General features: G+C 40.8%; 28 protein-coding genes and 2 tRNA genes. 13 read left to right on the top strand and 17 right to left on the bottom strand.

Annotation, left to right across the window (positions count from 1 at the left end; genetic code table 11):
* On the bottom strand, positions 1-667 hold a 667-nt coding region (locus QXI54_06115; GenBank protein ID MEM0302725.1), incomplete at its 3' end, for a 4Fe-4S dicluster domain-containing protein.
* A 91-nt stretch (positions 668-758) separates the two neighbouring features.
* Between QXI54_06115 and iorB the strand changes: the two genes are divergently transcribed.
* On the top strand, positions 759-1,355 hold the full coding sequence (gene iorB / locus QXI54_06110; GenBank protein MEM0302724.1) for an indolepyruvate ferredoxin oxidoreductase subunit beta: 597 nt from the start codon (positions 759-761) through the stop codon (positions 1,353-1,355).
* On the opposite strand, the gene QXI54_06105 is transcribed toward iorB, so the two are convergent.
* The 3 genes from QXI54_06105 to QXI54_06095 are packed head-to-tail and all read right to left on the bottom strand — an operon-like array spanning position 1,327 to position 3,989.
* On the bottom strand, positions 1,327-2,232 hold the full coding sequence (locus tag QXI54_06105; protein MEM0302723.1) for a coiled-coil protein: 906 nt from the start codon (positions 2,230-2,232) through the stop codon (positions 1,327-1,329). The genes iorB and QXI54_06105 overlap by 29 nt on opposite strands.
* Before the next feature lie 18 nt (positions 2,233-2,250).
* On the bottom strand, positions 2,251-3,231 hold the full coding sequence (gene ligD / locus QXI54_06100; GenBank protein ID MEM0302722.1) for a non-homologous end-joining DNA ligase: 981 nt from the start codon (positions 3,229-3,231) through the stop codon (positions 2,251-2,253).
* The gene (locus tag QXI54_06095) at positions 3,228-3,989 is read right to left on the bottom strand and encodes a Ku protein (protein MEM0302721.1); all 762 of its coding nucleotides are present in this window, start codon (positions 3,987-3,989) and stop codon (positions 3,228-3,230) included. Before QXI54_06095 ends, ligD begins: the two co-directional genes overlap by 4 nt.
* Before the next feature lie 82 nt (positions 3,990-4,071).
* Between QXI54_06095 and QXI54_06090 the strand changes: the two genes are divergently transcribed.
* The gene (locus QXI54_06090) at positions 4,072-5,640 is read left to right on the top strand and encodes a GTPBP1 family GTP-binding protein (GenBank protein MEM0302720.1); all 1,569 of its coding nucleotides are present in this window, start codon (positions 4,072-4,074) and stop codon (positions 5,638-5,640) included.
* Positions 5,641-5,678: 38 nt separating this feature from the next.
* Entirely contained in the window at positions 5,679-6,098 is a 420-nt protein-coding gene (gene nikR / locus QXI54_06085; protein MEM0302719.1) for a nickel-responsive transcriptional regulator NikR, read from the top strand.
* Here nikR and QXI54_06080 read toward each other — a convergent pair.
* On the bottom strand, positions 6,092-7,084 hold the full coding sequence (locus QXI54_06080; GenBank protein ID MEM0302718.1) for a class I SAM-dependent methyltransferase family protein: 993 nt from the start codon (positions 7,082-7,084) through the stop codon (positions 6,092-6,094). The two genes, nikR and QXI54_06080, sit on opposite strands and share 7 nt — an antisense overlap.
* Positions 7,081-8,055, bottom strand: a complete 975-nt coding sequence (locus QXI54_06075) for an NMD3-related protein (GenBank protein MEM0302717.1) — start codon at positions 8,053-8,055, stop codon at positions 7,081-7,083. Before QXI54_06075 ends, QXI54_06080 begins: the two co-directional genes overlap by 4 nt.
* A 151-nt stretch (positions 8,056-8,206) precedes the next feature.
* Here QXI54_06075 and QXI54_06070 point away from each other — a divergent pair, with 151 nt between their 5' ends.
* Positions 8,207-9,703: a 4-hydroxyphenylacetate 3-hydroxylase family protein gene (locus QXI54_06070; protein MEM0302716.1), complete on the top strand. Its 1,497-nt coding sequence runs from the start codon at positions 8,207-8,209 to the stop codon at positions 9,701-9,703.
* The gene (locus tag QXI54_06065; GenBank protein MEM0302715.1) at positions 9,700-9,957 is read left to right on the top strand and encodes a hypothetical protein; all 258 of its coding nucleotides are present in this window, start codon (positions 9,700-9,702) and stop codon (positions 9,955-9,957) included. The genes QXI54_06070 and QXI54_06065 overlap by 4 nt, the downstream gene beginning before the upstream one ends.
* Positions 9,958-9,963: 6 nt before the next feature.
* On the opposite strand, the gene QXI54_06060 is transcribed toward QXI54_06065, so the two are convergent.
* The 10 genes from QXI54_06060 to QXI54_06015 all read right to left on the bottom strand — a co-directional run bounded on the left by QXI54_06060 (position 9,964) and on the right by QXI54_06015 (position 14,741).
* Positions 9,964-10,122, bottom strand: a complete 159-nt coding sequence (locus QXI54_06060) for a hypothetical protein (GenBank protein ID MEM0302714.1) — start codon at positions 10,120-10,122, stop codon at positions 9,964-9,966.
* Positions 10,123-10,294: 172 nt separating this feature from the next.
* Complete coding sequence (locus QXI54_06055) at positions 10,295-11,110, bottom strand: saccharopine dehydrogenase NADP-binding domain-containing protein (protein MEM0302713.1); 816 nt, start codon at positions 11,108-11,110, stop codon at positions 10,295-10,297.
* Positions 11,111-11,173: 63 nt separating this feature from the next.
* A complete protein-coding gene (gene rpsB / locus QXI54_06050) occupies positions 11,174-11,767 on the bottom strand; it encodes a 30S ribosomal protein S2 (GenBank protein MEM0302712.1) in 594 nt (197 codons plus the stop codon).
* On the bottom strand, positions 11,764-12,960 hold the full coding sequence (locus QXI54_06045; protein MEM0302711.1) for a phosphopyruvate hydratase: 1,197 nt from the start codon (positions 12,958-12,960) through the stop codon (positions 11,764-11,766). The genes rpsB and QXI54_06045 overlap by 4 nt, the downstream gene beginning before the upstream one ends.
* 9 nt (positions 12,961-12,969) lie before the next feature.
* Positions 12,970-13,200, bottom strand: a complete 231-nt coding sequence (locus QXI54_06040) for a DNA-directed RNA polymerase subunit K (protein MEM0302710.1) — start codon at positions 13,198-13,200, stop codon at positions 12,970-12,972.
* 8 nt (positions 13,201-13,208) lie between these two features.
* Positions 13,209-13,283: transfer RNA gene (locus QXI54_06035), tRNA-Pro, on the bottom strand.
* Entirely contained in the window at positions 13,269-13,496 is a 228-nt protein-coding gene (locus QXI54_06030; GenBank protein ID MEM0302709.1) for a DNA-directed RNA polymerase subunit N, read from the bottom strand. Before QXI54_06030 ends, QXI54_06035 begins: the two co-directional genes overlap by 15 nt.
* Before the next feature lie 5 nt (positions 13,497-13,501).
* Positions 13,502-13,900 (bottom strand): 30S ribosomal protein S9, encoded by a 399-nt coding sequence (locus QXI54_06025; protein MEM0302708.1) that lies wholly within the window; start codon positions 13,898-13,900, stop codon positions 13,502-13,504.
* Positions 13,897-14,358, bottom strand: a complete 462-nt coding sequence (gene rplM, locus QXI54_06020) for a 50S ribosomal protein L13 (GenBank protein MEM0302707.1) — start codon at positions 14,356-14,358, stop codon at positions 13,897-13,899. Before rplM ends, QXI54_06025 begins: the two co-directional genes overlap by 4 nt.
* A gap of 8 nt (positions 14,359-14,366) precedes the next feature.
* Positions 14,367-14,741 (bottom strand): 50S ribosomal protein L18e, encoded by a 375-nt coding sequence (locus QXI54_06015; GenBank protein ID MEM0302706.1) that lies wholly within the window; start codon positions 14,739-14,741, stop codon positions 14,367-14,369.
* Positions 14,742-14,838: 97 nt separating this feature from the next.
* Here QXI54_06015 and QXI54_06010 point away from each other — a divergent pair, with 97 nt between their 5' ends.
* From QXI54_06010 to QXI54_05990, 5 genes are read left to right on the top strand one after another with little or no spacing between them, the layout of a single operon-like run.
* A complete protein-coding gene (locus tag QXI54_06010; protein MEM0302705.1) occupies positions 14,839-15,330 on the top strand; it encodes an Lrp/AsnC family transcriptional regulator in 492 nt (163 codons plus the stop codon).
* On the top strand, positions 15,296-16,462 hold the full coding sequence (locus QXI54_06005) for an aminotransferase class I/II-fold pyridoxal phosphate-dependent enzyme (protein MEM0302704.1): 1,167 nt from the start codon (positions 15,296-15,298) through the stop codon (positions 16,460-16,462). Before QXI54_06010 ends, QXI54_06005 begins: the two co-directional genes overlap by 35 nt.
* Entirely contained in the window at positions 16,449-16,709 is a 261-nt protein-coding gene (locus QXI54_06000) for a ubiquitin-like small modifier protein 1 (GenBank protein MEM0302703.1), read from the top strand. The genes QXI54_06005 and QXI54_06000 overlap by 14 nt, the downstream gene beginning before the upstream one ends.
* Positions 16,710-16,740: 31 nt before the next feature.
* Positions 16,741-19,311 carry an ATP-dependent helicase gene (locus QXI54_05995; GenBank protein ID MEM0302702.1) on the top strand — a complete coding sequence of 857 codons (2,571 nt, stop codon included), beginning with the start codon at positions 16,741-16,743 and terminating at the stop codon, positions 19,309-19,311.
* Complete coding sequence (locus QXI54_05990; GenBank protein ID MEM0302701.1) at positions 19,308-20,159, top strand: UbiA-like polyprenyltransferase; 852 nt, start codon at positions 19,308-19,310, stop codon at positions 20,157-20,159. The genes QXI54_05995 and QXI54_05990 overlap by 4 nt, the downstream gene beginning before the upstream one ends.
* 3 nt (positions 20,160-20,162) lie before the next feature.
* Here the strand turns inward: QXI54_05990 and QXI54_05985 are convergent, their stop codons facing one another.
* Entirely contained in the window at positions 20,163-20,708 is a 546-nt protein-coding gene (locus QXI54_05985; GenBank protein ID MEM0302700.1) for a flavodoxin family protein, read from the bottom strand.
* Positions 20,709-20,802: 94 nt separating this feature from the next.
* On the opposite strand from QXI54_05985, the gene QXI54_05980 reads away from it, so the two are divergent.
* The 3 genes from QXI54_05980 to QXI54_05970 all read left to right on the top strand — a co-directional run bounded on the left by QXI54_05980 (position 20,803) and on the right by QXI54_05970 (position 21,998).
* Positions 20,803-20,876 (top strand) — tRNA-Pro (locus QXI54_05980).
* Positions 20,877-21,090: 214 nt separating this feature from the next.
* Positions 21,091-21,627, top strand: coding sequence for a hypothetical protein (locus tag QXI54_05975; GenBank protein MEM0302699.1), 537 nt, complete (start codon positions 21,091-21,093; stop codon positions 21,625-21,627).
* Positions 21,624-21,998, top strand: a complete 375-nt coding sequence (locus QXI54_05970; GenBank protein MEM0302698.1) for a hypothetical protein — start codon at positions 21,624-21,626, stop codon at positions 21,996-21,998. Before QXI54_05975 ends, QXI54_05970 begins: the two co-directional genes overlap by 4 nt.
* Positions 21,999-22,085: the final 87 nt, after the last annotated feature.

Below are 22,085 nucleotides of genomic sequence, written 5' to 3'. Positions count from 1 at the left end.
CTGCGAATGTGTATTTTGTGCCCGTGATCTTTGTGTCCTTTAATTGCTCTGGCTCGGTTATTGTTACAATTCTTGTTCTCCATTCTTCGTCTCTCGCAACGAAGATCGCCTTCTCTATGATATTTTCTTCGAGGGCTGTTGCTGTGAACTCTGTGACCATTGCTCCATCCTGTCCAGTGAATCTTTTTGATTTTGCTGAGAAGATTTCTATGTAGTTGCCTATGCCGTTCAATGGCTTGTAATCCCATCTCGGGCATACCTTCACGCAGGCTCCGCAGTCCACGCAGTCCTTAAGCCAGTTCGGAAAGTCTATGGGCTTGTCTCCCGCTGTTATTCCCTTGACCGGGCAGATTGCCGAGCAGGCTGTGCAATGACTGCAGATCGCTGGCTTGATGACTTCTTCGAGCAGATTGCCGAAGAATTTCTTCTTGTGTTTTTTCTCCAAAATCGGAAATCTCCATTCTCTAAATTGCTCTCCGAGAACAAGTATTTTCATCGGGCATTTTTCAATGCAGATCTTACAGCTTTCGCCATCACAGAGCTCGGGGTTAATTTTTAAAATTCCAGCCTTTCTGTTTATTGTAATTGCCTTCTTCGGGCAAACTCTAACGCAGATCCCGCAGGCTAAACAGCTTTCAGGCTCTTCACAAGAGATCTTGAGTTTCATGCTTGTCGTTTAAAGGATTATAGATAAGCTTTGCTAAATTGGCTACTATGAATTTCGAGGATTTTTTAAACCCTAATCAAAGCTGAACTCCATGGAACTCAACATCCTTGTTGTTGGCGTTGGTGGTCAAGGGGCACTTACTACAGCCCATCTGATCGCTCGCTCAGCGATGAAGGCGGGACTGAACGTGCTTGTTGCAGAAACGCATGGAATGGCTCAGCGTGGAGGAAGCGTGGAAGTTCATGTTAGAATTGGAGATGTCCATTCGCCACTTATCCCAGATTGCGGTGCGGACATAGTTCTTGCACTCGAGCCTTCTGAGGCCTTAAGATACGCCAAATATTTGAACAAAAGATCGAAAGTAATTCTTAACTCCAGAAAAATAATTCCACCTTCAGTAACCGTAGGCTTGGCGAGATATCCTACGATTGAAGAAATTTTGGAGAATCTGAGAAAAATAACGAATGAAATCTACGAGGTAAATGCTTCTGAGATCGCTGAAAAAGTGGGGGATGCAGTTACAGCAAATGTTGTAATTGTTGGAATAATGCTCTCTTTACTAAAATTGCCTTTTAAAGTCGAACACGTTGAGGAGGTGATAAAAGAAACAATGGGGAGAGTAGAACTAAACTTAAAAGCTTTAAAAATGGGCTACAATTTTAGATTAACCCAGCCCTCTGTAGAATAAGCAGGTCTTCTGTGTCTATCTTTTCTCCCCTCTTGAACATTTCGTAAATCTCTTTTGCCTTCTTAAGGAGCTCTTCTCTTTCTATCTGCTCTTTTGTCTTATACTGTTTCGACTTTAGAGCCTTGATTACTTTTTCAAGATCTTTTATGTCTTTCTTCCTTCTGAGAGCTTCAGCATGACATTTATCTGCCTCTTTTTTACTTTCTGAGAACTTCAAATGCATTTCATCTGCAAGTTTTCTCTTCTCGTCCAGATCTTTTACCGTTTTCATCAGTTCTTCGTGGTATTTGTCCGCCTCATCTCCACATGCTTTCATTTCGTTGTTGATCTCTCTAACCTTATCCTTCAATTCTCTTATCCTCACTATGAGTCTCTTGAATTCCTCATGTTGCTCAAGTTGTGCTTTTCTTTCCTCCAGCTCTCTTTTTAGCTTGGAAATCCTTTCAACTATTGCCCTCTCTTTATCTATACTCATTACAGTGGTTTGCTGTTTGAATTCAAGTCTTCTAATTTCCTTTTCTATTTCTCCCAGAGGTCTTCCACCTTGGTCTATCTTCTTTCGCAGCTTGTCGACTTCTTTGTAGAGCTTATCTATTTCTTCATAAAGCTCGTTTTTCTTGGCTTTGAGTTCCTTGGTTTTATTGTTCAATTCATCCCTTTTGGTCCTCAATTCCTTAACTTTCTCAACTAACTGTTTCACTTCCTTGTTTAGTTCATCTCTCTTTTTTGCGCACTCCTTTGCAAACTGGTTGAGTTCATCTCTCTTCTTTGTAAATTCCTGCAATTCCTTCTCAAGCTCTGCCTTCCTTTCTTCAAGTTTCTCCAACATCATGGTCCCACAACAGCCTTTTTTAGCGTTGTGCACAGATGTTTTCATCTGGATTTAAATTTTTCTCTATGGGACTATGGTTGATGTGGAAACTAAATCTTCTATTTTGCATTCATCAGGCGATTTATCATCTCTTAATCTAAGAAAAACTGGAGCTCGTAGCTTTAAATCTTCTGTAATCTCGAGATATTCTACCTCACAAACATATTTCGGCTGACACCAATGCACCACTCTTCTCGTTTCGATCAAAAAATAAGGTGTTTTTATTTCTATTTCCTGCAACTTTTTAGAGAACCACTCAAGAAAATCTGAATCAAATCCGGAGCCAACCTGGCCGACATGCACGTAACTATTTCCAGATTTTAAAGCCAGAATAAGAGATCCAAATTTTCCCTTTCTTTCCCCTTCACCTTCGAGCCATCCAACAATTATAAACTCGCCAGTGTTTCTCTTCTTTATCTTTATCCAACTCTCCGATCTTTTTCCCGGAGTATAATAACCTCTTTTCTCCTTTCCTATAACCCCTTCTATCTCTGCCCTAACGACTTTCTCATAGAGCTCTTCACCTTTTTCCTCTACGTAATCCACAAGAGCGATTCTACGTGTATCTGAACAAAGTTCCGAAAGTATCCTCTTTCTATTTTCAAGGGGCGTTTTGTAAAGCCAACCTCGAGACTCAGTATAGAGGACATCAAATACCAAATAGTTTGCCGGAATCTTTTTAGCCAGAATTGATGCCTTAAACTTGCTATCCGTATGATCGCGCTTTTGCAGTAAACTAAAAGAGGGTTTATTTCCTTCAAATACCACGATTTCCCCATCCAGAATTGCGTTCTCTGAAACGAAATTCAAGAAATCAAACTCCGGATATCTGTAAGAAATCTCCAGCAATCTTCTGTTCTGAAGTCTTATTTTTTCATTCTTGACGTCAATAAAAGCCAAGGCTCTTGTCCCGTCCCATTTTATTTCAAAAAAATATTCAGGACTACTGAAGGGTTTTCCCTTAACTGCCAGCATCGGTTTTATTCTTTCTTCGAACCAGCTCATCTTATAGCCTCCAAGCTGGCTTTGAGTGCCTCCATTAGCGATCTTGCTGTAGGAGCTTCTTCTGGCATTAAAACCTCTCTGCCTGCAAGTTTAGCCTCTATCAGCTTCATTAGAGCCTCTTTGTATTCGTTTCTGAATTCTTCAAGTCTTAAAGGCTTTTTTAAAGCCAAAACAAGTTTTTTGGCAAGCTCAAGCTCTTCAGGGCTTATTTCTGCCTTAACTTCCCAACCGGTAATTTCCCTTGGACTGCGAATCTCGTCAATGTAGTGAAGATTGGCCATTAAAATCCCACCATTAAACTCACGTAAAGCGACAAGCCCTTCTTTCCCTCTTATTGCAATTTTTCCAATTCCCATGAGATTCGTTTCCTTCATAGCCTCTTTTAAAAGTAAGTAAGCCTTCTCAGCCCCCTTATCTGGAACTAAATAGTAGAATTGGTTGTAATAGATTATACTGAGTTCTGAAGGCTCGAAAAACTGCCTTATCTCGATTGTTTTTACACTCTTAAGGGGTATCTTTTCAAAATCCTCGTCAGTCAGAATCACATACTCGTTCTTAGAAACTTCAAAGCCCCTCGTGATTTCTTCGTCCTTAACCTCTATCCCGCATTTTTCGCAGTATTTTCTGTATCTTATTCTTCCACCGTCTCTTGAATGAAGCAAGGTGAACTTTATTTCCTTTGGAACTGCAGTGTTGTATGCCTTTACAGGAATCGAGACTAAGCCAAAGCTTATCGAACCTTTCCAGCTAGCCCTCATAATATGAAGTTCACTGAAAATAAATATATCTGTATTCAACACTATGCCACAAAGAATAAATCTTTCAACTATTACAGAATTCGTGGAAAAGCTCACTATACTCGTCGAAAAAGGTGAGGGTGAGAATGTAGAGTTTAAGGAGTTTCTTAATTCAACTCACTTAAAAGAGAGTCGTTTTAGACAGCTCGCTTGCCAGATGAACCATAGACTCATAATGGGGAAGGGAAGGGCATACTATGTGATAGGAGTTTCAGATTCGGGAATCGTGAAAGGACTGGACGAAGAGAAGTTCAATGAAACAATAGAAGTTCTTAGAAAAGTCGCAAAAGAAATCGAAGCAGAAATAAGTTCTGTTGAAAAATACAAAATAAATGGGGGATATGTAGGTATAATCGAAATCATGAAATCGAACGCCAAGGAGCATATTTTGATTGGCACTGCAGGACACGTAGACCATGGAAAATCAACCTTGGTTGGATGCCTCATAACTGGAATGCCTGACAACGGAGATGGAGCTACCAGAGTATTTCTTGATGTTTTAAAGCATGAAATTGAGCGCGGACTTAGTGCTGAACTGAGTTTTGCCGTTTTGGGCTTTAAAGATGGTAAAATTTTGAGGTTAAAAAATCCGATGAGCAAGGAGGAGAAGGCAAGAATAGTTGAAAAATCCGATAAACTTGTCAGCTTTGTTGACACAGTGGGACATGAGCCATGGCTTAGAACTACGATTCGCGGTCTATTAGGGCAAAAAATTGATTACGGATTGCTTGTAATCGCTGCAAACGATGGAGTCATGAGGACTACGAGAGAGCATCTCGGCATATTGCTGGCAATGGAATTGCCCGTAATCGTTGCAATTACAAAAATAGATATGGTTGGCGAAGAAAAGATAAAGGAGATAATTTCACAGGTTTCAAATCTTTTAAGATCTGTGGGGAGAATCCCGATACTTGTTCGAGACATCAGAGATGTCTTAAAAGTATCTAACTTTGTTTCTGAGAACAAACTGATAGTCCCAATAATTCAAACCTCTGCGGTTACACTTCAGGGGTATGATTTGCTCGAAGAACTGTTATACAGGCTTCCAAAAAGATATACTGCTGAAAAGGACTTTTTGTTGTATATAGATAAAGTCTACAGGGTTACAGGGGTTGGCGTGGTTGTGAGTGGAAGTGTTAAATCTGGAGAGCTCAGAGAGGGCGAGGACGTATTTCTCGGGCCATTTGACGATGGTAGTTTCAAACAGGTTAAAGTCATGAGCATAGAGATGCACCACTATCGGATTAGCAAAACTAAATGCGGAGACATTGTTGGAATTGCACTAAAAGGTGTTAGATACGAAGATATTCGTAGGGGGATGGTGATTAGCAAAACTATGCCAAAAGCGGTTCGCGAATTCGAGGCAGAGGTTTTCGTTTTCACTCATCCGACACTCATAAAACCGGGTTACGAGCCTGTGCTTCATTCTGAGACAATTGCCGAGACAGTAACATTTAAGGCAATTGAAAAAGGATACCTAAAAGCAGGGGATAGAGATAAAGTTCGAATTAGATTCAAATATCATCCTCAATGTGTCTTTGAAGGACAGAAGTTCATATTTAGAGAGAGCAGAAGCAAAGGAATGGGAGAAATCATCAGGGTTTTTGAATAGAGAGATATGTTTTTATAATTAAACATAAACCAATTCTTATGGAAGAGGGGATTACGAGAATTGGAGTTAGTTTGCCAAAAAATCTTTTAGATGACTTCGATAAGATAATAAAAAACCGTGGATACTCTTCAAGAAGCGAAGCAATAAGAGATGCAATTAGAGGATACATTGCAGACTATAAATGGCTTGAAAGTGAAAAAGGCGAGGTTATAGGAGTTCTTGTTGTTGTTTATGACCACCATGTAAAAGGAGTTAGCGATGCCATTATCTCCCTTCAGCATCAGTTCGCACACATAATCTCTTCAAATATGCATATCCACCTCAGCGAAGATCAATGCTTGGAGATAATAGTGGTAAAGGGAAACATGGAAGAAATAAAGAAACTGGTAGATAGGATTTCCGCAACGAGAGGTGTGCTAAACCATAAAATGATTACAGCACAGAAAGAAATTCAATAGACAAATGCATCTACAACGACGTGAACAACCCCGGGAGAGTAGTTTTTTACCTTTCTGATCTGAAGTATTTTGCATTTTTTTCCAACCCTTTCGCAGGCTTTTTGAACTCTGTAGACAGGCCTATCAAGCACCTTGAGCGGAGTTGATTCGTGATAGTGAATAGTTCCCTTACCATTTAAGGCTCGAATCCCCACTTCCAGAAAATCTTGGCAAAAAATGTGACCCATTACCACTCTGTCCGCAATTCTTTCGGGAGTAAGTAGCATTGAGTCCCCAAGGATTGGTAAAACGTTATTTAGCTTGTTTAATCGAATGTTTTCAAGCAAGTAGTAATATGCGTCTGGATTGATCTCAATTGCGAACACTTTTTCTGCTTTTTTTGCAATTGGAATCGTGAAGTATCCTATTCCAGCAAACATATCCACTACGATTTCATCCTTAGCCTCGTTTGCAACTCTCTGCCTTTCATGTTGATTTCCGAGACTAAACATCACCTTTGTTATGTCAAGCTTGAAAAAACAGCCATTTTCAACATGCACAGTTTCACTGCCCTCTCCAGCCAAGAGTTCAAGCTTTGGTTTTCTAATCATCCCCTCTTTGCCCAGGTCTCTCCAAACTGCTCTTAGTCTCGGATTTGAGATTAAGATCGAATTTGCTATCTCTCTTGCGTATCCGGACAATTCTTCTCTGAGCTTTATGATTGCAAGATCTCCGATAATTTTGTATCTGCTTGGTAGATGTTTACGAAACTCTTTGGGGATTCTATCTTTAATCAGATCAAAAAATCTTTTTCTTGGATTCTCAATAGGATAAGATTGCTCAACTACTTCAAATTCTAAAAAATACTGCTCAAATTCGTCCAAAATTGGGATTTCTACGTAATCACCAACTCTTTTGATATATCTGCTCCTATCCTCAGCCCCGATTTTTTCTACAAGTCTTCGAACTTCTTCTGCATTTTCCTTTCTAACTCTTAATGCCTTCATAAATCCCGCGGAAAAGCATAAGTTCTGCTTTTATACTCAAAGATAAAAACCTCCTTGCCTACTTCTGCACCAAATGGCCTCGGAACGAGCACTATATCCCCCTTCTCAGTCATGACTTCTGCGGTGCTCTCATCAAGATAAGTTATAACTCCCCAGCCAAAAGATTCTTTTTTAGCCACGAGAGTCGTGTTCGTGATATTTGCATGCTTCCCACTTATCAAATCGATACCTTTCCCAGCTCTGGAGTTTTTAACAACGTAGAGGTTTTCTCCTTTTACTACAACGTCCATATCTTCGTATTCAGGTAATCTGACGAGAAATGTAAATCGATAAACGTCTCTACCATCAATTCTTGTGTGCAGTTTTTTACTTTCCAGAATTTTTCCGCCAAGTTCTTCAGCGATCTTTTTAGAAATTTTTTCTCCAAGTTTTCTGCTCCCCAAGTAAAAGTCAATACCCTTCTTCATGATTTCGAACTTCGAAATGAAGTCTTTATCACCTTCACATTCCATAATAGTTTTCTCTACTATTTCCCTCGCTTTTTGAATCTCTTCTTCTCTCAGCTGTCTTTTACCTGCTCTGAGCTGAACAATGGATTCATAATAACCACCACTTTCCATTGAGCACTTCGGGCAGGAAATTCTGTGCACTTTGTAGTTTATTGGAATCTCAGTTTCAACAAAATCGCCATGCAAAATCCCTCTCAGGATTGCAATTTTGTCGTAAACGACGATTTCTTGAACTTCAAAATCCTGAACAACTCGAATTTTTTCGGCAATCCAACTTTCAATTGCCTCACCAAGGCCAATTTTTTGCCAGTCTTTACCCATTTTAACCGAATTACATTTACTGCATACTTCTAAAGTAAATTTCTCAATGCTTGCTACCTTCTCTCTTTCTATGAGACATTCCCCACAGACCTTATACTTGCTCTCTTTTCCACAGACTACGCATCGCACAACTTTTGTCATTGAAAGGATTGATAAAGTGATCTATAAATTTAGAAATTTTATAAAAAATAAAAATTAATTTAAACACACAAAAGTAAGCCAGTTCGTCTACGAATAAAAACGAACACAAGATATAAATACGATTTTGCTCAGCTAATTTTGGTGATTTTAGATGATGACCGGAAAAGAGTATATTGAAAGTTTGAAAAAATACAAGCCAAAAATTTACTTTATGGGAAGAAGAATAGAGAATGTCGCTGACGATCCAATAACGGCGCCTCATGTAAATGCTGCAGCAATGACTTACGAGCTTGCCCACGATCCAAGATTTGAAGATGTAATGACCGCCATTTCGCATTTAACGGGGGAGAAAATAAACCGATTCAATCACATTCATCAGAGCACTGAGGATCTTGTCAAAAAAGTCAGAATGATCAGGGTTCTCGGACAGAAGACTGGTTCCTGCTTCCAGCGCTGCGTTGGCTGTGATGCGATGAATGCAATTTACATAACGAGCTACAACATCGACAAGAAGTATGGCACAGATTATCACGAGAGGGTTAGGGAATACATAAAGTTCGTGCAGAAAAACGATCTCATGCCCGCTGGAGCCATGACAGATGTAAAGGGGGACAGAAGCAAAAGGCCGAGTCAGCAGGCGGACAAGGACATGTATGTAAGGGTTGTGGAAAAAAGAGAAGACGGGATCGTTGTTCGAGGAGCAAAAGCTCATATCACCGGTGTAGTCAACTCCCACGAGATCATAGCGATGCCCACAAGAGCTCTTGAAGCCGACGATAAGGACTACGCTGTTGCCTTTGCGGTGCCAGTTGACGCTGAAGGCGTTACCATGATCTTTGGGAGGCAAACGAACGATCTTCGCAGACTCGATGGAGACATAGACTGCGGAAATGCGAAATATGCTACTGTAGGTGGTGAGGCATTGGTGATCTTTGACGATGTCTTTGTTCCTTGGGAGCGCGTTTTCATGTGCGGGGAATACGACTTCGCTGGCGAGCTCGTTGAAGTCTTCGCTACCTTCCACCGCCAGAATTATGGGGCATGCAAAGTAGGAGTTGCGGACGTGCTTATTGGGGCAACAGCAAACGTTGCAGAGATGCAGGGAATTGCCAAAGCCTCGCATGTTGTTGACAAGATCACCGAGATGATACACTTGGCTGAAACTTGCTGGTGCTGCACCCTCGCGTGCTCTTACGAGGGCTATAAGACTCCCTCAGGAGCTTACATGCCAAATCCCTTGCTTGCAAATGTAACAAAGCTTAACATCACGAGATTCCCGTATGAGTGGTCAAGGATTGCTCAGGACATCACTGGCGGGATCGTTATAACATTGCCCTCTGAAAAAGATTACAAGAATCCAGAAACTAAGCATTTGATCGAGAAGTATCTCAAAGGAGTTGCTGAGACTCCGACTGAGCAGAGAATGAGAATGATCAGACTCGTGGAGAACCTTTCAATCGGTGCTGAATTGCCAGAGTCTATGCATGGCGCTGGATCACCGCAGGCACAGAAGATAATGATCGCAAGAAGGGGCAATCTGGAGATGAAGAAAGAGCTTGCAAAGGTAATTGCAGGAATAAAGGAAGATGAGCACTTCAAGAAAATAAGAGGGGTCAGCGAAAAAGAATTCTTTGCAAAGCTGAAATGAAAATTGCGGTGAAGTATTGCGGAGGCTGTAATCCGACTTACAAAAGAGAGGAAATTGAAGAAGTGCTAAAAAAGCACTTTCAGATTTTTTATTCTGGCGATTCAGAGCTTTTAGTCTGCATTAGCGGATGCAAGAGAGGTTGTGCGGGAGAAAAGGCTAAGGGGAATTTTGTGCACTTCGACGAGAAGGCTGAAGAAGAAGAGATCTTAAGAAAAGTAATAGAGAAAATTTTCAAAGCTGAAAAGTCCGCTTAGAGGTGGTTAAAGAGTATAATTTCTAAGTTCTGAACATTCTATTTTGAACCTCTTCTTCAACTCCTCAAGTATGTCTTTTACGTCTATTACTCCCGCTTCAGGTGGGTAAACGCCATTTATGTAGTCCTCATTTAGCAATTTTAGAGCGGTTATCGCACAAGGCAAGGCAGTGGCTTCAGTTGCGTCTTTACAAGCTATTTTATACGTAATCGAGCATTCTTCTCCATTTTTAGTTCCTTTAAGCCTTACACCCAGCCCAACCCCTGTAAGGGCATATTCGCCGAGCCTGTCGCTAACATTTGCAAGGATTTTTTGAAGTTCCTCAGGCTGGATTAGCTTATCTAATGACTTTGAAATTCAGTTCACCTACATTTATTACCCCGTCTCCTGTAAGCCCTAACTGAGAGAACACCTTTGCAATCTCATTTAGTTCAGATGGCCATATTCCGCCTTTGTTATAAACTTTTCTCACCTTCATATATCTCGGAATGGTTATCGGTTCGGGATGACCCACATTAGCCACTTCCCATGGTCCAATGGGTTTGGGAAATTCGAAAATCTCCGGTTCAGAAAGAGCATCTACCAACTCTCCATCCTTGTAAGTTTTCACCATACCAGTTATTGCATGAAAGTAATGTTCTATAATCGCTGGACCCATTGTTGGATCAATAGCAGTCCATACCCAATAAGTTCCGACTTCTTCGACTTTATCCAGTCTTCCGCTTCCATATTTAGCAATCAAATTAGTTATTCCGGGTGTTGCACCCATGCCCACAATGGCGGTCATTTTCTTTCCTATAGCTAATTCGTTTAAGTTCAGAGCATCTGCGGTGGAATCATAGTCATCGTTTATGTCTATGTAATCCACACCACAGCGAATTGCAGATTTTAAAACTGGAACGCCAAATTTGTAAAATGGTCCTACAGCGTTCACAACAACTTCTTTTCCCTTTAAAACTTCCATGAGCTCTTCTTCACGGGAAGCATTCACCTTCACGACTTTAACGTTACCCAAATCTCTTACAACTTCTTCTGCTCTTTCTACATTTATGTCTCCTATTGTCAATTCCAATGAACTGTCAATTTCGAGAATTTTCCAAACAATTTTCGATCCAATATGCCCCATACCACCTAATACTACAATTCTGTCCATGAACAAAATGTAATTTTTTAGTATTTAAAATTTAGTATTAAAATTAAAATTGGAAACCAAATTTCAGAGTTCAGCTTCGAAGTCTTCAACGGTATAGGTAAAGTCTTCGCCCTTTGCTTTTTTAATCTCCCTTGCAATTAGCCAGTAAACCAAAGCAAGGGCTTTTCTACCCTTGTTGTTCGTCGGAATAACTAAATCCACGTCTGCAGTTGAGTTGTTTGTATCGCAGAGAGCAATTACCGGGATTCCGATCTTCGTTGCTTCTGCAATTGCCTGCTTGTCTATCGCGGGATCGTTTACAAAGACTATGTCCGGTTCAGTGTATTCTTTTATGTTTGGATTCGTAAGCGTTCCCGGGACGAATCTGTCGATTATATATTTGGCCCCAATTACTTCTGCGAGCTTTTTGACTGGTTTGTGAGCATACTGCCTCGCTGCCACGAGCAGGATTTTAGATGGTTCGTATTTAAGAAGGAGTTTAACGCAAGCCCTAATCCTTTCATCGAGTTTCTTTATATCAAGTATGTAGAGTCCATCCTGCCTAACCTTGAATATAAACTCCCTCATGTCTCCCGTTTTTACCTGCGTTCCGATGTGCACACCTGCTGCAAGATATTCCTCTGGCGGAATGAGATACTCATACTCCGTTTCCATCATATTCTCACCATCTTTGCATTGAGCATTTCTTCGAGTCTTATCATCTCATTTAGCTTCGAAATTCTTTCTCCCCCAACCACGCCGGTCTTTATTAACTTTGCGTTAAAAGCCACTGCAAGGTGAGCAAGATAATTATCCTCTGTTTCGCCACTTCTGTGGCTTACAACAATCCTATATCCATTTTCTTTGGCCAGTTTTACTGCCCTAAAGGTGTCAGTTAAAGTTCCAATTTGATTAGGTTTCACGAGCAGGGTATTTCCCGCTTTAAGCTCGATACCCTTCCTTAATCTTTTGACGTTGGTCACAAAGAGGTCATCACCACAAACAAAACATTTAACACTTTTTGTAAGTTCAGCAAAGCTTTCAAAATCATTTTCATGGAACGGATCTTCAACGTATAAAAGGTTGTAATCTTCAACGAGCTTCGATATATATTCGATTTGTTCTTCTCTACTGAGCTTTTTATCATTATACACGTATTCTTTTCCATTCCAAAGCTCACTTGCTGCAACATCTATCCCTATTCTGACTTCAATGCCAATTTCGCTTTCAACCTTCTTTATTGCCTTGCTCAGCACTTCAAAAGCCATTTCGTCGCTTATTTGAGCAGCCCATGCGCCCTCATCCCCCTTGGCATAGAATATCTTCCTTGTTTTTAATTCTTCCATTACCTTCCTATGAACTTCAGTATTCGTTTTCTGGGCTTCTAAAAAATTCTTGGCCCCTACGGGGATTACAAGGAACTCCTGTATATTTGTTGACCCTTCAGCGTGCTTTCCACCACCAATTACGTTTCCGAGTGGGTAGGGTATCTCCTTTGCAAAGACCCCACCAAGATAAAGGCACAAAGGCATTTCCAAGATGGCAGAAGCACATTTAGCGGAAGCAATACTTGCGGAAACCGCAAAATTACCTCCGATATTGGAAAAGTTATCAGTGCCATCCAGAGTTCTTAATGCGTTATCGATCTCTTCCTGTTCGAAGACATTTATTCCGATTAAGGCTTTTGAGACTTTTTCTTCGATCTCCCTATATTTTCTGGGGTTAACCACGACAGCTTCCTCACTGCCAGTTGAAGCTCCGCTTGGTGCTGATGCTCTACCAACAAAGCCGTTGCTTTCAACTTCGCATTCGACCGTTTCGCGCCCTCTGCTATCAAAAATTATACGATAGCGAACATCTTCGATTATCACTTGATCACCTCAAAACATCTCGTATTTTTCTAGCCAAATAAAGCGGTTAGACCTTCTTTTTACAGTGATGGGAATTACACCTTTCTCGAATTCTTCTTGTGCTATATCAATAGGATCAGTTTTATTCGTCTCGATTAAAATAGGGGCCCCCATTGCTATCTGCAATGCCCTCGCTCCAATGATCCGGGCCTTTTCAAATCTCGTGTATTTAAACGGGAAATTCTCTTTAATGCTAATCACCTCTCAGATGGGGCCGCCGAGATTTGAACTCGGGTCTCCGGCTCCCGAAGCCGAAAGGATATACCAGGCTACCCCACGGCCCCCCGGAATTTTGCAATTTCACCAATTACAGATTTATGAGTTATAAACATTCTTCTACAGCAATATCTTTCGATTCCAAGCTCATCCAATGCCTCTTTCGGAGATTTTCCGGCTTTTAGTAACTCAAGGTATTTCTCGTAGATATGTCCTATCACCGCTCCACAGGAAAAGCACCTAATTGGAAAATCACTTGCCCTTTCCTCTTTGAATACCAAAAAGATCACCTGTAAGATGTTTGCCTTCTCTTTCTTGCTCCTCTTCCTCCCTGTAGCTTTGGAAGCTTTCTTCTTATGTCGTTAACAAGCAATGTTCGATCATATTCAAGAAATGCCTTTCTTAGTTCTTCGTCTCCACTGAATTCCACGAGTGCCCTTGCTATCGCGGTTCTTGCTGCTTCCGCTTGGCTAACAACACCTCCACCTGAAACATTTACTTCGATGTCAACTTTTTTAGCCAGCTCTCCCGCGATTTTTATCGGCTCAAGCATCATCTTCTTGGGTAATTCTTGTGGGTAAATCTCCAACGGGATTTTATTGATTCTAATTCTGCCGACTCCATCCCTTGCTACCGCCCTTGCTACTGCGGTTTTTCTTTTACCACTCGTAACAACTATCTTCACTTAGCCCACCCCAAGTGTTTGCTAACTTCCTCGAGATAAACAAACTTTTCTGTTTTTGAAACTTTCTCAAACAATGCGTTTTCAATCTTCTGGAATTCCTTACCTCTGAGCTCTTCAGGAACCCCTATGAAGACTCTAAGCCTTCTGTATGCTTCTCTGCCTCGCCTACTACTCCATGGAAGCATTCCCCTGACGGTCCTTTTGAATATCTTTTCCGGATGTTTTGGAAAATACGGGCCCTTTTCCTTACTGCCCCTGTCGTATTTGGCTTTATATCTTTGGAATATTTCCCTCTCACTACCCGTTATTACTGCTTTTTCAGCATTAACCACCACAATTCTTTCTCCGTTTAACAATCTCTTTGCAATGATGCTTGATAACCTCCCAAGAATGTGCCCTGAGGCATCAATAATGACGTATTCCCCACCCAAGGTCTCAAGAACTCTCTTGATATTCATTCTCTCACCTAAATTAAAATTCTAACAGATTTACCAGACGGATTTATCTTCAATAGATCCTCGATCTTCATACACTCCCCACCAGCTTCCTTTATCTTAGCAATAGCGGTAGCAGAAAAGCTGAATGCTGCAACCTTTACTGGTTTACTTAGTTCCCCACCGAGAACCTTTCCCGGAACCAAGATATACTCCCCTTCTTTTGCAAATTTCTCTATTTTATCCAGTCCCACCTCTGCCCAATCTCTGGCTGGTGAGGCCAGTCTTTCTGCCACATATCTCCATATCCCGACTTTATTTTTTGCACTCTCTTCAAGCAGTAAATTTATGAGATTTACAAGCCTTGGATTTGTTTTTCTCTTCTGCAACTCCCTAACTTTTCCCATACCTTACACCTCGATGTATTAATCCCCGTTACCATACTGAATTTAAATTTTTGCTTGTTTTAGGGTAATTTTAAATACTACGAGAGGATTGGTGAATGTGGAAGAACTTGAGATTGAACTACTTAAGATACTGGAGGATAACGCAAGGATTGACTACGACGAAATAGCTGAACAACTAGGGATAGATGTTGAAACTGTAAAGAATACCATAAAAAAGCTTGAAGAAAACGGAGTAATACTGAAGTATAAAACAATAGTGAATTGGGACAAGGTTTACGAGGATTATGTATATGCCATAATAAACTTAAAAGTCTCACTTTCAAGGGAAAAGGGATATGATGACATCGCCAAGAGAATTGCGAAGTTTCCCGAAGTTCATGCTGTAAGGCTTGTGAGTGGTGAGGCAGATTTTCAGGTTGTGATTAAAGGTAGAAGTCTTAAGGATGTGGCATTCTTCGTCGCAGAAAAGATTTCAACGATCCCTGAAGTTAGGGATACGATTACTCATTTCGTCCTGAGAACTTATAAGGAAGAAGGGGTGACGCTGTTTGCAGATGAGGAAGACAGAAGACTTGCATTTGTCCCGTAGATTGGCGAAAAAAGTTCAGGAGCTAAAACCTTCCGGCATTAGGAGATTCTTTGACCTCGTAATAGGTAGAGATGACGTTATAAGCTTGGGTGTGGGCGAACCGGATTTCCCGGTTCCATGGAGGATCCGAGAAGAGATGATATACTCGCTGGAAAAAGGATACACTTCCTATACCTCAAATGCGGGGTTACCAGAACTGAGGGAGGGTATTGCAGAATATTATCGAAGATTTTCTCTTGAAACTTTTCCTGACAGAATAATCGTCACTACTGGAGCGAGCGAAGCGATTGATCTCGCAATAAGAGCCATAATCGACCCGGGCGATAGAGTCATACTTCCTGAGCCAGCCTATGTGAGCTATAGACCTCTCATCAGCTTATGTGGTGGTGAGGTTATCTCAATCCCCACGAATCCGGATTTCAAACTCTCTGGTGAATTAATAGGGAAATACGCAGATGATAAAACCAAAGCCATAATTTTGAACTACCCAGCAAATCCTACAGGAGTTAGCTACCAAAAAAAAGAGCTTGAAGAGATTGCTGATAGCATTATAGAGCACGATTTGCTCGTAATTTCAGACGAAATTTACGCTGAACTCACCTATGACTTCAAACATGTAGCCATAGGCTCTCTTAACGGTATGGAAGACAGGGTCATAACAATAAATGGATTCTCAAAGGCTTTCTCAATGACGGGGCTAAGAGTCGGATACATAATCGCTCCAGAAGATATATTGAACGGTATTTTGAAAATACATCAATACTGCATGCTCTGTGCACCAATAACTTCTCAGATTGGGGCTATTGAGGCTCTAAAGTGCCTTGACGAAGTGGAAAAAGCGAGAGCAGAGTATTTGCGAAGAAGAAACTACGTTTTCAAGAAGTTAAGCGAATTTCTTGAAATAAAGAAGCCAGAAGGGACCTTCTATGCATTTCCGAATATCTCCTTAACCAATATGGGCAGTGAAGAATTTGCTGAGAAGTTGTTATTTGGTAAGAAAGTTGCGGTTGTGCCCGGAAATGCCTTTGGAGAGTGTGGAGAAGGATACGTTAGGTTAGCCTTTGCTGTGAAATTCGAAAAGCTTAAAGAGGCTTTAGATAGGATGGAGGAGTTCGTCCATGGCAAAGGTTAAGCTTTTTGCCTTATTTAGAGAACTTGCGGGAGTGAGCGAGATCGAAGTTGAAGGTAGAAATTTGAGGGAGATTCTGGAAAACCTTACAAAAAGGTTTCCAAAACTTAGAGAAGTTTTCTTTGAAGACCAGAAACTGAAAGAATTCGTTCAAATAATGGTTAATGGAAAAAATGCCCGTGGTAATCTCGACTTCGAGGTTTCGGATAGAGATCTGATAGCAATATTTCCGCCAGTAAGTGGAGGATAGTTTTTTCTGCAATCGCGCAAATATTAACTGAATGATCATATACGGCAAACCCTACAACGACTCAGAGATTCTTGCGGTGATGCATCCCCTTCTTAGGGAGTGGTTTCTATCGAAATTTAGCTCATTCACGCCCCCTCAAAGGTTTGCGATCGTTGAATCTCATCTTGGCAGAAATGTCCTCATAACTTCTCCCACCGGGAGCGGTAAAACACTTGCAGCGTTCATTTCCTCATTAAGCATGTTATTACAAAAAGCTGAAAAAAGCGAGCTCAGTGACGAGGTTCATGTTGTATACGTTTCCCCCTTAAAAGCCCTTAATAACGACATAAGAAAAAACCTTGAAGAACCTCTTAGAGAAATATATGAGCTTGCAGAAAAAAAGGGCATTGAGCTTCAGGAAATAAGAGTAGCGGTTAGAACAGGAGACACTGATGCCACAGAAAGGCAGAAACAGATGAAAAAACCGCCACATATTCTAATAACAACCCCAGAAACGCTTGCAATAACTTTATGCAGTCCAAAGTTTTCCAAAGCTCTCAGAAACGTGAAGTTCCTGATCGTGGACGAGATTCATGCAATGGCGGAGAACAAACGTGGAGTTCACCTTTCGCTTTCAATTGAAAGACTTCAGAGAATTCAGCTTGGAAAAATGGTTAGAATAGGACTTTCCGCAACAATAGCGCCGCTTGAAGAGGTTGCAAGATTTCTCGTTGGCAGAGAATACGGAGTTGAGCGTGACTGTGTGGTTGCAGATGTGACTTTTGAGAAAAAGACAGATATAAAGGTAGTTTCTCCTTTGAGCGACTTTTTCAATCTATCTGCGGAAGAAATCAACGAAAGGTTATACGATACCATCGCAGAACTTGTTAAAAAATCGAAGACAACCCTTATCTTCACAAACACAAGAAGTGCCACCGAAAGAGTGGTTTACTACTTGAAGAAAAGGCTTAATGAACCGATTAGGGCACATCACAGCTCTCTCTCAAAAGAAGTCAGACTTGAAGTAGAGAATGAGCTTAAGGAAGGAAAGCTGAAATGCGTTGTTTCATCAACAAGCCTTGAGCTTGGCATCGATATAGGCTATATTGACTTGGTGATCCTTCTCGGTTCTCCTAAAAGCATAAACAGAGCTCTTCAGCGAATCGGGAGAAGTGGGCACAGACTTCACGAAGTCTCGGTAGGCAGAATAATCGTTCTTGATCCAGATGACCTTGTTGAGTGCACAGTTCTCGCCAAGGAAGCCATGGATCGAAATCTCGACAGAATAAAGATTCCAGAGAATTGTCTGGATGTGCTATGTCAGCACGTGGTCGGGATGTCCATTGAAAAGAAGTGGACAGTAGATGAGGCTCTTGCTCTGATTAGAAATGCATATCCTTATAGAAATCTCAGCAGAGAGGACTTTTTATCGGTGCTTCGATATCTCTCTGGTGAGTTTTCCGAGCTTGAAAGAAAGAACGTTTACGCAAAGATATGGTTCGACGAAAATGAGGGAACTTTTGGAAGAAGAGGAAAGATGGCAAGACCGATTTATTATCTTAACGTGGGCACGATTCCCGATGAAGTTGCAATAGGGGTGGTAACCAAGGAGGGAAAAATGGTCGGCAAAGTAGAAGAGGATTTTGCTGAAAGACTCGTTGCTGGCGACATCTTTGTGCTTGCGGGGAAGACTTTCAGATTTCTAAAATCTAAGGGGATGAACATAATTGTTGAAGAAGTCGAAGGTGAGAAGCCAACAGTGCCAAGCTGGTTTAGCGAACAGCTACCATTGAGCTACGATCTTGCTTTGCGCATTCAGAAATTCAGGGGAGAGATTGAGAAAAGAATTGATTCGAATGCGATTGAATGGCTCATGGAGAATTACAACCTGGACGAGAAATCCGCAAATGCCATCTACAGATTCTTTGTTGAGCAAAAGCTTTTCAGTGAGATCCCAACTGATAAAAAGCTTGTAATAGAAAAATTCGAAGGGGAGAAGAACTACTACTTTTTCCACACTCTCATCGGCAGAAGAGCGAATAGTGCTATTTCAAGAGTCTTTGCATACCGGGTTGGCTTGATGAAGAACTGCAATGTCCAAATGGTAGTAAACGACAATGGCTTTGCTTTAATTCTTCCGCCATATAAATTCCTGAACGATGCTGAATTAGAGTCGCTGTTCATGATTCCAAATTTCGAAGAGCATTTAATTCGATCTCTCGACCATACTGAACTTTTACGGAGACGCTTTAGGCATGTGGCAGTTAGAAGTTTTATGATCTTGCGAAACTATCTCGGCAGAGAGAAAAGCGTATGGAAACAACAGCTAAACGCTGATGCTATCCTTAACTTTTTAAAGCGTTACTACCCAGACTTTCCAGTGCTGAAAGAAACATATCGGGAGATCATGGAAGATTCGATGGATATCCAAAATGCACTTGACTATCTTTCAAAGATAGGAAAGGAAATCGAGATCAGAATCATCAGAACCCCTTATCCGAGTCCATTCGCCTTTAACCTATTCGTGCTTGGAGAAGAAGATGTTGTATTGATGGAGGACAGAAGAAAGGTTCTTAGAGAGCTTCATGAGAAGGTCATGAGCATTATAGGGGGTGGAAGTTGAAGCTAAAGTTATACTTAGATTTCGTGAAGATCGAGCACACACTATTTGCTCTCCCGATTGCCTATGCTGGAGCTCTTTTAGCGGGAGAAATAACCCTTAGAGTTGCTTTCTTAATCTTTACTGCATTCACTGGCCTAAGGACATTTGCAATGGCCTGCAACAGGATAATCGATCGTGAAATCGATGCAAAAAATCCAAGGACTGCAAAAAGACATTTGCCTGCTGGTCTGATCAGTCTTAGAGAAGCTTATGCAATAGCAGTGGTTGGTCTTATTGTTTATTTCGTCTCCGCTTATCTGATAAACCTTACCGCATTCATACTCTCCCCCATTCCAGCAATTGTCTCTTATGTGTATCCATACCTGAAAAGGTTCACATGCTTTTCTCATTACTTCCTTGGGCTTAGCGTTGCCTTCGCATTGCTTGGTGGCTGGATTGCCGTGAAGGATAGTATAATGATCCCTGAGAATGTTCTGCTGTTCTCTTTGGCGCTTCTTTTCTGGGAAGCTGGATTTGACATGATCTATGCCCTCCAGGATGCTGAATTTGATCGAAAAGAGCGTTTGCATTCTGTAGGTGGGCATTTTGGAGTAAAATTTGCAAAAAGGCTTTCGATTCTAAATCATGCTATCTTTTTTTCATTGCTGGTTTTAGCTTTTGCCACCGAACCAATAATCGGGTTCGCCTTACCATTCGTTGCGCTTCTGCTAATTTTAGAGCACTATCTCATTCGGGAAAAGCATGATGAGGAAAGAATTCAGATGTCTTTCTTTTATCTTAACGCAATTCTCAGTGCATTGCTGTTTCTTTCGATTTTTGTGCAATTCTTGCTGAATTTAGAAATTTAAAAATTAAATAAGCTGAAGACCGAGCTGATAAGCGGATTTTAGCAGATCTTCTCTCTCCCTAACAGTCCCAGCTTCATTTAGCCCATTTCCACCTACAATTCCCACGAGTTTCATGCCGAAATTTGAAAATCTCTTTCCGAGCTCTTTCATAACTGCTTCTCCATCGTTCCCCCTCCCCTGAGTATAGACAAGCACGAGTTTCTTTCCCGCAAGCTTAGATTCTCCTCTTAGAACGTTTATCGTTGCAAGAAGTCTGTCAAGGAAGGTTTTTGTCTGCGCGGTGACATGACCCATGTATATCGGAGTTCCAATAACCAATCCCTCTGCACTTCTTATGGCTTCGTAGATCTTTTGCATATCGTCCTTTTGCTGACATTCTCCATGAACCTGGCAGTAAAAACATCCCTGACACCAGTTTATGCTCAGCTCATTTATTTTAAATATACCAACTTCTGCGCCCTTAGATTTAGCCCCTTCTAAAACTTTTTTAACCAGAATCTCGCTGTTGCTTTCAGTTCTCGGACTACCCACAATCCCAACTATTTTCATGTCGTTTCGAGGTGAAAACTGTTCAAAAATTTTATCAAAATTGAAACCAGAAAAGCAAAAGCCTTTAAAAACCATCGACATTATAGCTTAAAAGGGGGCCGTGGGGTAGCCTGGGTATCCTCTCGGCTTGGGGTGCCGGTGACCCGAGTTCAAATCTCGGCGGCCCCATTTCACCACAATTTTAAAAAGTGATTTCGTAAAAACTTTTCACACTCACAAAATAGCCGTGGAGCTTTATAAAACTCCCGATTTCAGCTACGATGATCAGCCGATTTATTTTTGTTTTCAGCTCAAACTTGAAGAAAAAAGAATTAGAACGAATATTTGAACTCATGCCCGGTATGAGAAAAGCTAATAATTAAAAAGAACAATCTTTAATTATATGATAAAATCTGAAGAAATTAGGAAATCCGTGGAAATACCTGAATGGATTGAAGATATATTTGATAGATATCTTACTGCGGAGTTTACGTATATGGATGGAGAGACACCAAGAACGATCGCAGTTCTTCCTTATTACGATTCGAAAAGGAAATCAATAGTGATTACCACTTCGCCAGCTTTTTATAAGAAGGTAAGTTGTGTTAAGAGGAATCCAATGGTTTCTATACTGTTTAGCAACTCGAAATACAGTGGCATTGAGGAAAATGCGGTTGTTTTGGTGTACGGTCTGGCAAAAGTTGACGAAGACATAGAGAAAAATATGGGCTATATCATGAATCTAATGATAAACCAAAAAGACTCGTGGAAAAAGACTGTCGTGGCTAAAATGGTTGAAGAACTAATGTCTCCGATGGCTAAAAAGCTGATGGATTGGTATGTCTACAGAATAGTCATCGAAGTGAAACCTCAAAAGATACTTGTTTGGCAGGATGGTAATTTAGATAAGCCTCCTGAAGTCTTGGAGGTGAGATTTTGAAGCTTGAAAAACTTTTGAAGGGGTTTGAAAGGGCAATAGTCTCATTTTCCGCCAATGGTTACCCAATCAGCTTCCCTTCGACTAAGTTTAGAATTCTGGAAAAAAGGATAGTGCTCCCGAAGCCAAAGGGTTTGCAGTTCGATATTAAGACAAAGAAGGCTTGTTTGCTTTTTCATTCACACAATGAGTTCGTAAAGAATATCAGATCAATTACATTATACGGAACCTTAACCCAAAAAGGTGAAATTCTCGAATTTGAGCCAAAAAAATGCTACAAATTTAAGCAAGGTGGCATTTTGAATACACTCAGATTTATATTGAGAGGTAAGAGAAGGGTTAAAAAGTTCTTTGAAGTATACGAAGAAAAATGAACTTTCAGTAATTTACAAAGGAAAATTATCCAAAAAATTTTTAAATAATTTGTAGCATTTATACCTGTGGAAAATATAGATTGGAAG

The organism is Archaeoglobaceae archaeon, from assembly GCA_038734275.1.
Lineage (GTDB): Archaea > Halobacteriota > Archaeoglobi > Archaeoglobales > Archaeoglobaceae > WYZ-LMO2.
Note: the sequence above shows the minus strand (reverse complement) of the source record. Positions and strands in the feature narration are given on the sequence as shown.

What these genes read in the sequence shown, in the direction of transcription:
- QXI54_05995 (MEM0302702.1), top strand. Translation starts at nt 16,741, where the DNA reads ATGATCATATACGGCAAACCCTACAACGACTCAGAGATTCTTGCGGTG.
- rpsB (MEM0302712.1), bottom strand. Translation starts at nt 11,767, where the DNA reads ATGATGGAAACGGAGTATGAGTATCTCATTCCGCCAGAGGAATATCTT.
- QXI54_05975 (MEM0302699.1), top strand. Translation starts at nt 21,091, where the DNA reads ATGATAAAATCTGAAGAAATTAGGAAATCCGTGGAAATACCTGAATGG.
- QXI54_06055 (MEM0302713.1), bottom strand. Translation starts at nt 11,110, where the DNA reads ATGGACAGAATTGTAGTATTAGGTGGTATGGGGCATATTGGATCGAAA.
- QXI54_06015 (MEM0302706.1), bottom strand. Translation starts at nt 14,741, where the DNA reads ATGGGAAAAGTTAGGGAGTTGCAGAAGAGAAAAACAAATCCAAGGCTT.
- ligD (MEM0302722.1), bottom strand. Translation starts at nt 3,231, where the DNA reads ATGAGCTGGTTCGAAGAAAGAATAAAACCGATGCTGGCAGTTAAGGGA.
- nikR (MEM0302719.1), top strand. Translation starts at nt 5,679, where the DNA reads ATGGAAGAGGGGATTACGAGAATTGGAGTTAGTTTGCCAAAAAATCTT.
- rplM (MEM0302707.1), bottom strand. Translation starts at nt 14,358, where the DNA reads ATGAATATCAAGAGAGTTCTTGAGACCTTGGGTGGGGAATACGTCATT.
- QXI54_06080 (MEM0302718.1), bottom strand. Translation starts at nt 7,084, where the DNA reads ATGAAGGCATTAAGAGTTAGAAAGGAAAATGCAGAAGAAGTTCGAAGA.
- QXI54_06000 (MEM0302703.1), top strand. Translation starts at nt 16,449, where the DNA reads ATGGCAAAGGTTAAGCTTTTTGCCTTATTTAGAGAACTTGCGGGAGTG.
- QXI54_06075 (MEM0302717.1), bottom strand. Translation starts at nt 8,055, where the DNA reads ATGACAAAAGTTGTGCGATGCGTAGTCTGTGGAAAAGAGAGCAAGTAT.
- QXI54_05985 (MEM0302700.1), bottom strand. Translation starts at nt 20,708, where the DNA reads ATGAAAATAGTTGGGATTGTGGGTAGTCCGAGAACTGAAAGCAACAGC.
- QXI54_06065 (MEM0302715.1), top strand. Translation starts at nt 9,700, where the DNA reads ATGAAAATTGCGGTGAAGTATTGCGGAGGCTGTAATCCGACTTACAAA.
- QXI54_06105 (MEM0302723.1), bottom strand. Translation starts at nt 2,232, where the DNA reads ATGAAAACATCTGTGCACAACGCTAAAAAAGGCTGTTGTGGGACCATG.
- iorB (MEM0302724.1), top strand. Translation starts at nt 759, where the DNA reads ATGGAACTCAACATCCTTGTTGTTGGCGTTGGTGGTCAAGGGGCACTT.
- QXI54_06070 (MEM0302716.1), top strand. Translation starts at nt 8,207, where the DNA reads ATGATGACCGGAAAAGAGTATATTGAAAGTTTGAAAAAATACAAGCCA.
- QXI54_06005 (MEM0302704.1), top strand. Translation starts at nt 15,296, where the DNA reads ATGAGGAAGACAGAAGACTTGCATTTGTCCCGTAGATTGGCGAAAAAA.
- QXI54_06095 (MEM0302721.1), bottom strand. Translation starts at nt 3,989, where the DNA reads ATGAGGGCTAGCTGGAAAGGTTCGATAAGCTTTGGCTTAGTCTCGATT.